At 40.2% G+C, this 13,993-nt stretch carries 13 protein-coding genes, 2 pseudogenes and 1 riboswitch; of the genes and pseudogenes, 13 read left to right on the top strand and 2 right to left on the bottom strand.

The annotated features are described in order from the left end of the window. Positions 1-141: 141 nt before the first annotated feature. From azlC to L2D08_RS16885, 5 genes and pseudogenes are all read left to right on the top strand, one after another. On the top strand, positions 142-852 hold the full coding sequence (azlC, locus tag L2D08_RS16905) for an azaleucine resistance protein AzlC (RefSeq protein WP_242235461.1): 711 nt from the start codon (positions 142-144) through the stop codon (positions 850-852). After that, the gene (locus L2D08_RS16900) at positions 849-1,181 is read left to right on the top strand and encodes a branched-chain amino acid transporter permease (protein WP_242235459.1); all 333 of its coding nucleotides are present in this window, start codon (positions 849-851) and stop codon (positions 1,179-1,181) included. The genes azlC and L2D08_RS16900 overlap by 4 nt, the downstream gene beginning before the upstream one ends. Positions 1,182-1,200: 19 nt before the next feature. Beyond that, a pseudogene (locus L2D08_RS16895) lies at positions 1,201-1,632 on the top strand (RNA-guided endonuclease InsQ/TnpB family protein); the annotation flags it as partial. 428 nt (positions 1,633-2,060) lie between these two features. After that, positions 2,061-2,336, top strand: a complete 276-nt coding sequence (locus L2D08_RS16890) for a ferritin-like domain-containing protein (protein ID WP_242235455.1) — start codon at positions 2,061-2,063, stop codon at positions 2,334-2,336. Positions 2,337-2,359: 23 nt separating this feature from the next. Next, positions 2,360-2,698, top strand: coding sequence for a spore coat protein (locus tag L2D08_RS16885; RefSeq protein ID WP_242235453.1), 339 nt, complete (start codon positions 2,360-2,362; stop codon positions 2,696-2,698). A gap of 108 nt (positions 2,699-2,806) precedes the next feature. Here the strand turns inward: L2D08_RS16885 and L2D08_RS16880 are convergent, their stop codons facing one another. Further along, positions 2,807-3,295, bottom strand: coding sequence for a hypothetical protein (locus L2D08_RS16880; protein WP_242235451.1), 489 nt, complete (start codon positions 3,293-3,295; stop codon positions 2,807-2,809). A gap of 386 nt (positions 3,296-3,681) precedes the next feature. Continuing rightward, a riboswitch (cyclic di-GMP riboswitch) is annotated at positions 3,682-3,768 on the top strand. A gap of 132 nt (positions 3,769-3,900) precedes the next feature. Here L2D08_RS16880 and L2D08_RS24195 point away from each other — a divergent pair. Further along, positions 3,901-4,287: pseudogene (locus L2D08_RS24195) on the top strand (PAS domain-containing protein); the annotation flags it as partial. Positions 4,288-4,380: 93 nt separating this feature from the next. Beyond that, positions 4,381-4,725, top strand: a complete 345-nt coding sequence (locus L2D08_RS24190; RefSeq protein ID WP_304653937.1) for a methyl-accepting chemotaxis protein — start codon at positions 4,381-4,383, stop codon at positions 4,723-4,725. A 136-nt stretch (positions 4,726-4,861) separates the two neighbouring features. Here the strand turns inward: L2D08_RS24190 and L2D08_RS16870 are convergent, their stop codons facing one another. Next, the gene (locus L2D08_RS16870; protein ID WP_242235447.1) at positions 4,862-5,128 is read right to left on the bottom strand and encodes a hypothetical protein; all 267 of its coding nucleotides are present in this window, start codon (positions 5,126-5,128) and stop codon (positions 4,862-4,864) included. Between the two features lie 500 nt (positions 5,129-5,628). Between L2D08_RS16870 and xylF the strand changes: the two genes are divergently transcribed. The 6 genes from xylF (at position 5,629) to L2D08_RS16840 (ending at position 13,976) form a co-directional block, all read left to right on the top strand. After that, on the top strand, positions 5,629-6,711 hold the full coding sequence (gene xylF / locus L2D08_RS16865; protein WP_242235444.1) for a D-xylose ABC transporter substrate-binding protein: 1,083 nt from the start codon (positions 5,629-5,631) through the stop codon (positions 6,709-6,711). A 61-nt stretch (positions 6,712-6,772) separates the two neighbouring features. Then, positions 6,773-8,311: a xylose ABC transporter ATP-binding protein gene (locus L2D08_RS16860; protein ID WP_242235442.1), complete on the top strand. Its 1,539-nt coding sequence runs from the start codon at positions 6,773-6,775 to the stop codon at positions 8,309-8,311. Beyond that, a complete protein-coding gene (locus L2D08_RS16855; RefSeq protein ID WP_242235440.1) occupies positions 8,289-9,458 on the top strand; it encodes a sugar ABC transporter permease in 1,170 nt (389 codons plus the stop codon). The genes L2D08_RS16860 and L2D08_RS16855 overlap by 23 nt, the downstream gene beginning before the upstream one ends. 1,158 nt (positions 9,459-10,616) lie before the next feature. Then, positions 10,617-11,735 carry a Gfo/Idh/MocA family protein gene (locus L2D08_RS16850; RefSeq protein WP_242235438.1) on the top strand — a complete coding sequence of 373 codons (1,119 nt, stop codon included), beginning with the start codon at positions 10,617-10,619 and terminating at the stop codon, positions 11,733-11,735. Between the two features lie 12 nt (positions 11,736-11,747). Continuing rightward, the gene (locus L2D08_RS16845) at positions 11,748-12,791 is read left to right on the top strand and encodes an NAD(P)-dependent alcohol dehydrogenase (RefSeq protein WP_242235436.1); all 1,044 of its coding nucleotides are present in this window, start codon (positions 11,748-11,750) and stop codon (positions 12,789-12,791) included. Between the two features lie 24 nt (positions 12,792-12,815). Beyond that, complete coding sequence (locus L2D08_RS16840; RefSeq protein ID WP_242235435.1) at positions 12,816-13,976, top strand: Gfo/Idh/MocA family protein; 1,161 nt, start codon at positions 12,816-12,818, stop codon at positions 13,974-13,976. The last annotated feature ends 17 nt before the right edge of the window (positions 13,977-13,993 follow it).

The raw sequence follows: 13,993 nt of genomic DNA, 5'->3' as shown, positions 1-13,993 counted from the left end.
GAAGGCTTAAAACCTACATTTCACCAATATAATGGCTTTTATTTTGATTAAAGAGAATTGTAATGCATACAATTCTCTTATTTTTTGTATGGTTTCTTTATGTTAAATTAAAAAAAATCAATCTATAAGGAAGTGAAGGACATGAATAAAAGAATACAGATAGGAAGTGCCTTCCTTGCGGCTTTTCCCTATACAATTCCCATTTTTGCAGGTTTCGTGTTTTTGGGAATTGCCTATGGCATTTATATGAATTCGCTCGGCTTCAGTGCTATTTATCCCATCTTGATGAGTTTATTCATCTTTGCAGGATCGATGGAGTTTGTGGCAGCCAATTTTCTGCTTGCCGGGTTTAATCCAATGAACGCACTGTTTCTCACTTTGATGGTCAACGCGAGGCACTTGTTTTATGGTCTTTCTATGCTGGACCTTTACAAGGGAACCGGGAAGAAAAAGTTCTATTTGATTTACGGGCTGTGTGATGAATCGTTTTCGATTAATTACACAGTGAATGCCCCAAAAGGAATAGATAAGGGATGGTTTATGTTCTTTGTCACGATGCTGAACCATTTGTATTGGGTCATAGGGGCAACGATTGGGGGTCTTTTTGGATCTCTTGTAAAGTTCAATACGGAAGGTCTTGAATTTGTAATGACGGCTCTTTTTGTGGTGATCTTTATTGAACAGTGGATGAAAGAGAAAAAGCATCATAGTGCTCTTGCGGGACTTGGGCTTTCAGCTCTTAGTTTAATATTTTTTGGCGGGAGTGACTTTATTATCCCTGCTATGATTGCGATTTTGGGTGTACTGACCCTTTTTAGAAAGCCTTTAGAGAAAGTGGAGGTTGCGGCATGACAATGAGTGTAGCACAGCAGATCATCATGATAGCCATGGTTGTATTGGGAACGATGCTTACCCGGTTCCTGCCATTTGTTCTGTTTCCGGCGGGTAAGCCCACACCGGATTATATAAGATACCTCGGCAAAGTGCTGCCATCAGCTGTTTTAGGGCTCTTAATTATTTACTGTTTTAAGGATGTGAGCTTTTTATCTGGAAGTCACGGTATTCCTGAACTGATCGGGGTGGCGGTGGTGGCACTGCTTCACTTTTGGAAGAAAAAGATGCTTCTATCCATGGCGGGCGGCACCATCGCCTATATGTTATTGGTGCAGCTGGTTTTTTAATGAGTAGAAAAAAGACTCTTCAAACTGGAAAAAACAAATGGCTAGGATGCAGAAGCTTCATGCCAAGGTGGCGAACCAGCGGAAGGATTTCCTGCATAAAACAGCGTTCCGCCTTGCAAATACCTGCAGCGTCCTTTGTGTAGAGGATCGGAACATCCGGAATCTGGTGAAAAACCGGAAACTGTCTAAATCAATACATGATACAGGGTGTGGAATGTCCCGCCAGTTTCTGGTGTATAAATGCGAACACAATGCCGGCCAGCTGGTCAAAATGAAGCCGCATTTCACCACCCAGGACTGTTCGAACTGTGGAAAAAGAGTGAAAAAATCTCTTTCCGTTCGAACGCATGTCTGTCCGGGTTGCGGACTTGTGCTGGACCGTGACTATAATGCCGCCTTGAACATTGAAAAAGCCGGGCTGATCCAGATAGGGTTCATTCCGGCAATATAATCCTTTACAACTGTAGGTCGAGGTCCCGCCCGAACAGTATAAAACAACGCCTGTGGAGATGGTGTAAGACCCTGTTCGGAAGATAGGGCAGATATCGGTGAAGCAGGAAAATCAATGAAGTCAGAGCATATTTTTTTCATGTCTCTGGCAGAGATGCTCCATCAAATTGCGCAGCAATTAGTTGGAGAGGTTCACATCCACTGTCACATCTCAAACCTTATCTTTGTTCATTGGTCCCCACCATGCACTTTGACTTCTGAAAGAAGCTTAATCCGCAGACGCTATACCATATTCAGGATAAGAGGTATTCATCAAAACCTTTAATTTGGGAGAGAGGTTCACAATGAGCATCCATTTTCCCGCATAATAGGCCTCCTGTTTGTTCATTCTATATTTATGATATCTGACAAGATGAAAGGAGCTTTTTAATGCAAAATAATCAAGCACCCATTCCATATCCGCCCAGAGCTCTCTCAACAAAAGATGTACTCTATTTAAAGGATGCATTATCATGGGAACTTCTCGCATTTAAAAAATTTCATTTCTTTGCCCAACAGGTAAGTAATTCAGAAATCAAACAAGCACTCGAAAAAGCAGGGAAAATGCACCAAGATCACTTTCAGAAGCTGCTTGCCCACCTGCAAGTCGATAACAATGCCGCATTAGCCAGCCTGCCTAGCCAGCAGAAGAACCAGCAGTCGTAATGAACTAAGCGGAGGTGGAATAAATGTCAAACCAGCAAAACCCAAATCAAATTGCCAATCCCCAAACAGGGCAATTACCGAAAGTAAAAGGTCCAGATATGAACGACCGGGATTTTATTAATGATGGTCTTAGTACATGTAAGTATTTAACTGACAGTTTAAACATTGCTGTACGCGAAGCAAGCCACGAACAATTATATTCAGATATGCTTCAAGTTCTTACAGAAACACATCAAAGCTGCCGCGAGCTTTATAATTTGATGTTTCAAAACGGCTGGTACAAGCTTGAGGCCGAGGAACAGCAAAAAATTGATAAAGCTTATAAGCAATTTAACAATTACTCTTCACAATTTCCTTATTAATATTAACAGTCCGGTTGGTCTTCATACCGGGCTGTTGATTTTTTGCTTCAAGACAAAGAAAGCTTTGTTTTTAAGCGTTTAAACTGTACAGAATCTGGCATTTCTTTGTTACATCGGAAGGAGGCAATCAGCCTGCATAATTTTCCCGGTCTGTTCTCCCTGATTATGCAGCCAGTCCTTAATATCCGCTGACAAGGATACCGACAGCGGTTCTTCCTCCGATTTAATACCGAGTGCCTTATATTCCGGAACATAACACATACGCCCTTGTTTAGCCGAACGTTTAATAAAGTCAGCTAATTCAACCGAAACACCATTTAACCGCGCGTCTTTCATATGAATAATCCATCGATTCTTTAACCACTCCATATATAGATTGTCCACGGAAACCTGATGGTAAAATAAATGCATCGTTTGATAGGTAAGGGAATAGACAGCCGGCAGATTCAGCACTGCATATCCAGGCTTTGTGCTGTACTTGCCCATTTCAATGGAATTGTCTGTTGTCAACCTGTGTGTATAGATCCCTTCCATATAACTAAAAGTATCCTCGGTTCCCGGCACAATAAAGTCCCAGTCGCCTAACTCTTTGCGCATAAGCCTTGCTTCTGGTATGGAAGAGGGAGAAAAGCGCTGGTACACGGCTTCTTTAGCCTTTTTATTATAGTATTGACGCTGGGAAAGCCAGTCTTTCTAAATAATATCTAAAATGCCCATTTTTATTAATGAGGACAAAGAGAAGCGAAAAAACCTTTTGTGAGCGAATATAGAATACACCAATAGAAAAAGTGATGATCATTCTATAGGAGGTTATCTGCCATTGAACTACCACCCACTTACCTGACGGTTGAAGTGGGGGTATTCTCGCCAAAGATGATAAAATTAAAGGAGATACCTACTTTTAAAATAGTCTTGAATAAATATCCAAATGGATATATAATCACGACATAAGTACTATAATAATAAATACCTATTATAAAGTTCTACGATAATGGCAAACTTATCGAAAGGTAAGGGCGCAAAGCTACGGGTCTAAAGTTTTATGAAGCTATGATCGCCGGGTTACCGAAGGAATAGGATGATTTGAAAAAGGGATTGTTTTAAAATGAAACAGATAATTCCTTATTTGAGTAAGCCTGCCATTCTTTTGGCAGGCTTTTTTGTGTATACAACATATATTATATTAAGGGGAAGATTTTTGAATGGACACTCTTTTAGGTGCTCATGTAAGCACACAAGTATTAGATCCGGTATCCGTTATGGCCGCATTAGAATCTAATTTAGGGATGATAGAATTTAACTTAAACAGGGAAGTTATTTGGGCAAATGAAAACTTTGCAAAAGCTTTAGGGTATTCATTATATGAGATGAAAGGTAAGGCGCATAAGCAGTTTTGTACAGCAGATTTTGTAAATAGCAAAGAATATAAAGAACTATGGATTAAACTTGAAAAAGGAACAAAGCACCAGGGGAAAATTCAACGGGTTGATAAAAAAGGGAACCTGCTTTGGCTTGAAGCTACGTACATCCCTGTTCAAAACGAAGAAGGAGAAGTAACTGCTGTACTTAAAATTGCAACGGATATAACAGAACGTGAAGAAAAAGGGATAAAAATTGTTTCTCAACTTAAAGATTTGTCTATCAATTTAGGCAACGTGATTAACGATAATTCTAAAGAGAACATGAAGGCGTTTCAATCATTAAAGGAACAGGTTGATTTAATAAGCGATACAGCTGAAAAAATACGAAATATCTCTTTACAAACTAATATCCTGGCATTAAATGCAGCTATTGAAGCAGCAAGAGCGGGGGAACATGGACGTGGTTTTGCCGTGGTGGCAGAAGAAGTACGAAAACTAGCCGGCTATGTTAATACAGCCATTGAACAAGTGAATTCAAATGTGGAAAGCATCACAAAAGGAGTCGCGGTGGTTAGTGATATAACTGAAAAATCACAAAACGAAGTCATGAAAACACAATCTGAAATCAGCAAGAATATGGACGAATTTGAAGACATGTCTAATTGAGAGGTTACTATACTGTATGTTGTATGCAGACCAAATCTAGTTGATGGTTAATATGCTAGCACTTTAAACATAAAACGCAGAACCTGCGCAAGTCCTTTTATAAGACTGCTACGCAGGTTTTTCTGCACGCAAATAATTACTCTCCCAAGTCTATTTCAATTGTATTATCATAAACCTCTATTGCCGTTTTAAATACAGGATCACCAGACATATCTTCTGTATCATAAAGTGCTACATCATAACGCTTACAATTGTTTTCCATATTTTCAATATGTTCTACATCATATACTTTCCACATCGGAATAGTCTTTTGTGATGCTAGTACAAATAATTTGTTAGTAGCTACTTCAAGAGCATCGGTAAAACCAATTTCTTTAATTTGGTTGTTGAATGATAACTTCATAGTGATCTCTCCTCCTGCCGATTTAGTTGTTATCTGCTTTATTTTTTGATTACAGGAAACTTCCAAATTAAATGCTGATAAAAATTACTTCAAGAATGAAAAATGTCCATAAACCTTTATTGATCGAAGTAACAAATTCACTAGAAATAAGCACTTTATCTAAAAATTCCATTTATCTACTTCCATTTTATTTAGAATCCTTTTCATCTATTTGAACAACTACCCACTTCTGTGGTTCTTGTAAGCATACTTTTAATATACATTCGTGGTTCCTCTGTTAAATTGGAGATTTTGAAGGGGAATGCGGCGCTAATTTTTTGTTCAAATTTTTTATTGGTGCCTATGCTAAAATACGCTACGGTAATCTCATATAGCTCACTATTATTTATTAATACGAAACTTTGTTTATCTACTAGACAAACAAAGTTACCCCTGCTATACTCAATTCCAAGATTAAGAGTATTCAAACTCTTATCTGATAAAAAAAGGGGGGCAAGCAGATGAATAAATGTAAGGGGTTTCTAAACGTTTTAATGATATCGTTACTGGTATTTATTCTGGCAGCCTGCGGGCAAGATGCAGGAAAAAATGTAAGCGGTAGCAATTCAGAGCAAGCTGATAAGGAGATTAGAATTGGTCTTTCTGTATCGGACTTATCTTTAGAAAGATGGCAACATGACAGAGATATATTTGTTAAGAAGGCCGAAAAACTCGGAAGTGAAGTCTTAGTTCAATCGGCAGATGGTGATGAGGCAAAGCAATTGTCACAAATTCAAAATATGCTTTCACAGGGGATTGATGTACTTGTTATTATTCCTATAAACTCTGATTCTTTGACACCTGTTGTCGATCAAGCAAAAGCGGAAGGTATTCCGGTATTAGCATACGATCGTTTAATCAATAATTCAGAAATAGATGCATATGTTTCCTTCGATAATATACGCGTTGGAGAAATGCAGGCAGAATACCTGGTAAATAAAGTTCCCAAAGGTAAATACTTTTTAATGGGCGGATCACCGACCGATAACAATGCAAAGATGTTTAGGGAAGGACAAATGAACATTATCCAGCCTCTGGTAGATAAAGGTGACATTGAAATTATAGGGGATCAATGGGCAAAGAACTGGGAAGCAAACGAAGCACTCAAAATAATGGAGAATGCGCTTACAGCTAATAAAAACCAAATTGATGCTGTTGTGACTTCAAATGATAATACGGCTGGCGGCGCCATTCAAGCTTTATCAGGTCAAAACCTGGCTGGAAAAGTAGTGGTTTCCGGACAAGATGCTGACATTACAGGTGTTCAACGTATTGCAGAAGGTACGCAATCAATGACAGTGTATAAACCAATTAAAACTATTGCAGAAATGAGTGCAGAAGTCGCGGTTAAACTTGCGAATGGGGAGAATATTGTGGCTGAGGGTTCTGTTAATAACGGGAAAATGGATGTACCATTCATTAAACTAGATCCAATTATGGTAGATAAAGAAAATATTGTTGACACTATTGTAAAAGATGGTTTCCATTCCTATGATGAGATTTACAAAAATGTCCCTGAGAATGAGCGTCCACCACGTCCATAAAAATAAAAGTTGAACAGGATAAGGGGAAATACCCCTTATCTTTAATAAGGAGGCCATCAACATGGGTACTTTCGCACTTCAAATGAAGGGTATTACAAAAGTCTTTCCTGGTGTAAAAGCATTAGATAACGTGACTTTTTCTGTACGTAAAGGGGAAATCCATGCGTTGTGCGGTGAAAATGGGGCTGGAAAATCAACATTAATGAAAATTTTAAGTGGTGTATATCCAGTAGGTACATACAGTGGCCAGATCTTAATCAACGGAGAGGCCGTGTTCTTTAAATCCATAAAGGAATCGAGACAAGCCGGCGTATCCATTATTTATCAAGAACTTGCACTTGTAGAAGAAATGACAGTTGCTGAAAATCTTTTTCTTAGCCACGACCTTATGAGACAAAAGGTGATTAATTGGAACAAGATAAATGCCGAGGCGCAGAAGTGGCTCAGCAACATTGGGTTAAATATTGATCCGCAAACAAAGGTTGGTGACTTAACAGTAGGAAAACAACAATTAATCGAGATTGCAAAGGCACTTACTAATAAAACAGACATTTTGATTTTAGATGAACCAACTGCTGCATTAACAGAGAGTGATGTCGAGATTTTAATAGGACTCTTAAAAGATTTAAGGTCAAAAGGTGTTACGTGTATTTACATCTCCCACAAACTTGGAGAAGTTATGACACTAGCTGATACCGTAACCATCTTGCGCGATGGGCAAACAATCAGCACAGATCCAATTAAAGAGCTTTCAGAGGATAAAATAGTAACAAAAATGGTTGGAAGAGAACTGACGGAGCTTTTCCCTTATCAGGCTCGATTAATAGGAGAATCAATCTTACAAGTAGAAAACTATTCTTCTTTTGAAGCACATAGTGGAAAATCAATCATAAAAAATGTGTCATTTACATTGAAAAAAGGAGAAATTCTTGGATTTTCTGGATTGATGGGTGCTGGAAGGAGTGAGCTATTCACCAGCCTATTTGGAGGACTTAAAGGGAAAAAGCAAGGGAAAGTGATTATTGATGGAAAAGAAACAAATATTCAAAAGCCGGCCGATGCCATTCAAGAAGGCTTAGCCTACGTTTCAGAAGACCGAAAAAGATATGGGCTTATTCTGGGAATGGACATTGCAAAAAACTCGACGCTTGTTGCGTTAAACAAAGTCATGAAGTTTAACATTATTGACGATGCGCTTGAAGTAAAGCGTGCAGATGAGATAACAAGAAAAATGAAATTAAAGGCCCCTAGTCTTGAAACTAAGGTTGGTCAGTTGAGTGGAGGTAATCAGCAAAAGGTTGTCCTCAGCAAATGGATATTAAATAATCCTAAAATCCTTATTTTAGATGAACCAACAAGGGGCATTGACGTAGGTGCAAAATATGAAATCTATAAAATTATTAATGAACTTGCAGAGCAAGGGGTTGGAATTGTCATTATATCTTCTGAATTGCCAGAGGTTCTTGGAATGTCAGACCGAATATTAGTCATGACAGAAGGAAGTATTAGTGGTGAATTTACAAGGAAAGAAGCCACACAGGAAAAAATTATGGCATGTGCCACAGGAGGGAAGATTCGTGAACAATCCATTGCCTACTAATGCTAATGTAATTCCTAAAGAAAATAAAAAACTGAGCTTTAAACTTGATTTTCAAGCTTATACATTGATCATTGCACTCGTTTTAATTGCACTCATTTTTGGATTTTTTACAAATGGTGAATTTTTATCCTCTCGTAATCTGTCAAATTTGTTTACACAGATGTCTGTTGTCGCCGTCCTTGCAATTGGAATGACTCTTATTATTGTCGCCGGGCATATTGATTTATCTATTGGATCTTTAGTAGGTTTAACTGGTGGAATCGCAGCAATTCTCCAAGTTTGGTTTGGAATGAATACAGTTGTTGTTGTCATTGTTGCCGTTGCAGTTGGTGCTCTTGTAGGTTTATGGCAAGGTTGGTGGGTTGCCTATCGTGCTGTACCCGCTTTTATTGTGACATTAGGTGGTATGTTGATTTTTCGTGGAATTTTAATTGGGATTAGTGAAGGACAGACAATAGCTCCGTTAAATAACAGCTTTAAACTTATCGGAAATAGCTACTTACCATACAGTATAGGTTATATAATTGCCGCAATCAGTGTTGTCCTTCTCTTTGTGTCAACCGCACGTATGAGAGCGAAACGCCAAAGCATGGGCTTAGCCGTTCCATCTACTTTTGTTGATTATGGTAAAGTTGCAGTTTATTCCTTTTTTACTTTATTAATTACTTATATGTTAAATCGTTATTTGGGAATTCCTATTTCAATGCTGATTGCTGTTTCATTTGCTGGATTGTTCCTTTTTGTATCTCTGAAAACATCTTTCGGACGATATGTATATGCGATCGGCGGTAACGCTGAAGCTGCAGCGCTCTCAGGGATTAATATTAAACGAAATGTATTGTACGTCTTTATCTTAATGGGCGCACTAGCAGGAGTAGCAGGAGTGCTTTTAACAAGCAGATTAAATGCGGCAACGGTAAGTGCCGGTAACATGCTTGAATTAGATGTAATTGCGGCCTGTGTAATCGGCGGAACAAGTTTAATGGGTGGAAAAGGAAAAATTATGGGTGCGATTATTGGTGCCCTTATCATGGCTAGTATTGATAACGGAATGAGCATGATGAATATTGAGACGTTTTGGCAATACATCGTTAAAGGCTCTATTTTGATTTTTGCTGTGTGGCTTGACATTTCAAGCAAAAAATAATTGTCGCAAATTTCAAAAAAGACAAGCTGCTATTAGTAGCAATATTTCGTTCATACTAATAATCAAGCCTAGAATGAAAAAATAAAAAAGCCCGATTGACTGGTCATATGTTATATCACTTAGACGTATATGCTGGAAGCCTTGATCTGAATGGATAACGGCTCCATATACGTCTTTTTTTTATAGCCAATTCGGATGGGGTATTTGTAACATTATATTATTTCGGCGGGAAAGATTCCAAGTAACGACTTCATTATTAGACAGGTCTTAGGCGACCGTTGAGTGAATTTTTTCATTTGAACCCGGTCCCTTCCCACTCCGATCAAAGGCTTCTTCTATTTTGTCCTTTTCATCCAATCTTTTAGTAGAGAAGGAGACCGAAGGCCAAGATCAGCCGCATTAACCCGATAGCTTTCTTCTTTTGATAACACTGCAAATTTTATCAATGAATTAAACTTATAACAATTTCGATTGAGTATAAAAATAGTTGGTTCGCTGGACAAACTAAGATTCGGCTGTTATTCTTAATGTAAGATTATAGTCACATATTTCATAATTGAGGGGAGGCTAATCACTTTTTGCTTATGGTGAAATGAATACGGTTACATATGATTAGGCATGATCACATTCAGGGGGTAACTGGGTTGTTCAAAAGCAAGTTGTTCCTATTTACTTGATGACAATCAACCTCGGCACTTATGACACGAATTAGGCACTGATTGGTCTAGGAGTGGCATTTGCCCTGCCGATTTCGGTCGTGATTTTCACTCTTTTCTTACAGGATCTTCCGAAAGAATTAGGAGAATCCGCTAAAATGGATGGATGCCATCACTTTATGTAGTTTTGGCGAATTTTGTTCCCATCACTGACCCCTGCCATTTCGACAGTATCTATTTATCACTTCATTCACATTTGGAATGAGTTCATTTTTGCCCTGATCTTGACTGATTCACCCGAAAATTATACGCTGCCGCTCGGCTTGCGTGACTTTTATGGAGAATTCTCTATTAATGTACCCATGATTATGGCTTCACGGACAATGACCAGCCTGCCTTTGCTACTTGTTTATTTCTTCGCGCAAGAAAAAATTGTAAAAGGCGTGGCTGCAGGTTCTGTAAAAGGATAATATTGATTTCATTTTAGAAAGAAGGAAAAGAAATGAAAAAAGTACGTGTAGGGTTAATTGGATGTGGATTTATCAGCGGCATTTACCTTGAAAATGCAAAAAAGTTTAATTTTTATGATATCACAGCATGTGCGGATTTGGATTTAAGCCGGGCAAAAGAAATAGCTGAAAAACATAAAATCGAAAAAGCCTATTCACCGGAAGAATTGATCCAGGACCCGGATATTGACCTAGTTTTAAACTTGACGATTCCGGCTGCCCATGCCGATATTGCTGTTCAGGCGTTAAAAGCCGGGAAGCATGTATACAGTGAAAAACCGCTCGCTGTAACACGTGAAGAAGGACAAGCCATTCAGGAAGCCGCAAAAGAAAGCGGCTGCTACGTCGGAAATGCACCGGATACATTTTTAGGTGGAGGCATTCAAACCGCGCGCAAGTTAATTGAAGATGGATGGATCGGGCGACCTGTATCTGCAACCGCTTTTATGATGAACCATGGCCACGAGCATTGGCATCCAGACCCAGGATTTTACTATCAAAAAGGCGGCGGCCCGATGTTTGATATGGGACCTTACTATATTACAGCACTTATTTCAATGATAGGATCTGTGAAGCGGGTGACAGGTGCTGCAAGCGTGACATTCCCAGAACGGACTATTTTAAGCGAGCCAAAGCGTGGAGAGAAAATCCAAGTCAATACGCCAACGCAGATTAACGGCATTATGGAGTTCCATCAAGGAGCCGTCGCTTCGATTATTACAAGCTTTGATACGTGGCATCATAATTTACCTTACATTGAAGTGTACGGAGATGAAGGCAGTCTTGTTGTGCCAGACCCAAATACATTTGGTGGCCCTGTGCGGGTGCGTCGAAAAGGGCAGGAACAGTGGTCAGACATTCCGCTGACACATGGTTTTTCAGAAAACAGCCGTGGGATTGGCCTTTCGGAAATGGCGTATGCCATTTTAGAAGGCCGCTCACCAAGAGCAAGCGGCGACCTTGCCTATCATGTACTTGATATTATGCATGGGTTTCATGATGCTGCCGAACAAGGAAAGCATTATGAGTTGAGCAGTACATGTGACCAGCCGGCCCCGTTTCCAACAGGCATTGACCAGGATAATTTTCATGATCTCATGTCGGGAAAATAAGGAGGAATTGCTATGCAGTCAGCCGTATTGCAGAAACCAAAAGAAATTGATGTGCAGGAACAGAGCAACCCGGTTCCTGCTGACAATGAAGTCTTGATTAAAGTGAAAGCAGTTGGTTTGTGCGGATCGGATATTCATTATTACGAGCATGGAAAAATCGGCGACTTTATTGTAGAAAAGCCAATTATTTTAGGCCATGAAGTGTCGGGGGAGATTGTAGAACTTGGGGAGGGTGTCCAGGGTTTTCAAAAAGGCCAGCGGGTTGCCATTGAACCTGGTAAAACATGCGGCACATGCGTTCAGTGCCAAAGCGGGCGCTACAATCTATGCAAGGAAGTGGAGTTTTTAGCAACGCCCCCATATGACGGTGCTTTCTGCCAGTACATTGCGATGCGCAGCGATCTTGTGTTTCCAATCCCAGATAGTATGAGTGACGAAACCGGTGCGTTAATAGAACCGTTTTCTGTGGGCCTTCATGCCTGCAGCAGGGGAGAAGTAAAGGCCGGTGATACGGTGCTTATTTTAGGTATGGGCCCCATTGGCTTGCTGACGGCTGCAGCAGCAAAAATGAGTGGTGCAGGATTAATTATTGGCGTTGATTTAGAACAGACGCGCTTGGATAAAGCAAAAGAGCTGGGTGCAGACCGAGTGATTAATGTAAAAACTGAGTCGTTTGAGGAAAAGATCTTAGAATATACAAATGGACTCGGCGTGGATGTGGCCATCGAAACAGCGGGAAGCCCAGCAGCGTTAAAAAGCATGATCTCGGGCGTGCGTCGTGGCGGTAAAGCAGTCATCGTTGGGATGTCTTCGGAAGATGAAGCATCGCTTAACATTGCCCAAATTATTAACAAGGAAATCGATATAAGAGGGGTGTTTCGCTATCACCATACATACCCAAAAGCGATTCAGTTGTTGTCAGAAAGCAAGATTGATATCGAGAAAATTATAACGGATCACTATGATTCGCTTCAGGATGTAGAAGCAGCTTTTGAAAAAGCCATTCAAGATAAGAAAAACACACTAAAAATTATGATTTATCCAAATGGGCGCTGAAAATAAGAAGGAGGGCATTCATCAATGAAAGAAATTCGAATTGGCATGGTCGGGTATAAGTTTATGGGAAAGGCACACAGTCATGCGTATCGCGATTTGCCGATGTTTTTCCCCGACCAGCCCCGTCCAGTTATGAAAATGATTTGTGGAAGAAATGAAGAAAATGTTCAAAAAGCAGCCCAGCAGTATGGCTGGGAAAGGAGCAGTACGGATTGGCGGGAGTTAATGGATAACCCGGATATAGACTTGATTGATATTAATGCACCAAGTGATGCCCATAAAGAAATTGCGCTGGCAGCTGCAGCAGCTGGAAAGCACATTTTTTGTGAAAAACCACTGGCATTAACCTTGAAGGATTCCCGGGAAATTTTAGAAGCGGCAGAAAAAGCAGGAGTTAAGCACATGATCGGTTTCAACTACCGATTCGCACCAGCCGTTCTTCTTGCGAAAAAATTGGTTGAAGAAGGCCGGCTCGGCGACATTTATCATTTTCGCGCATGGTTTTTGCAGGACTGGCTTGTTGATCCAGATTTTCCACTAACGTGGCGCCTGCAGAAAGAAATTGCTGGGTCGGGTTCACATGGAGATTTAGGCGCACATTTAATTGACCTGGCTCACTTCCTAGTTGGTGACATATCAGAAGTCATCGGCATGAGTGAGACTTTCGTAAAAGAGCGGCCTGTTCCCGATAATATGACGGGCTTAAGCGCCCAGGCAAGCAAAGATTCACCAAAAGAAAAAGTAACGGTTGATGACGCCACGCTGTTTATGGCCCGATTTGAAAACGGCGCGCTCGGAAGTTTTGAAGCAACACGCTATGCTTCCGGACACCGATGCACGAATTCATTTGAAATTAACGGCAGCAAAGGCAGCGTGAAGTTTGACTTTGAACGAATGAATGAGCTGCAGGTGTATTTTCAGGATGACGCAGACGATGTCCAAGGATTCCGCCGTGTTCTGGCAACGGATCCTGCTCATGCTTATGCAGATGCATGGTGGCCGCCTGGACATACAATCGGTTATGAACACACATTTATTCATGAAGTGGTGGAGCTGATGAATGCCTTTAAGGAAGACCGTCAGCCGATTCCTGATTTTACAGCCGGTGTAAAGTGCCAGCAAGTATTGGAAGCAGTAGATTTATCTATTGAAGAACGCAGCTGGATTAAGCCGAGCGATTTGTAAAAGTAAAAAAAAGGAGC

Source organism: Domibacillus sp. PGB-M46 (assembly GCF_022668875.1).
GTDB lineage: Bacteria > Bacillota > Bacilli > Bacillales > Domibacillaceae > Domibacillus.
This window is presented reverse-complemented; position numbering and strand designations above follow the sequence as displayed.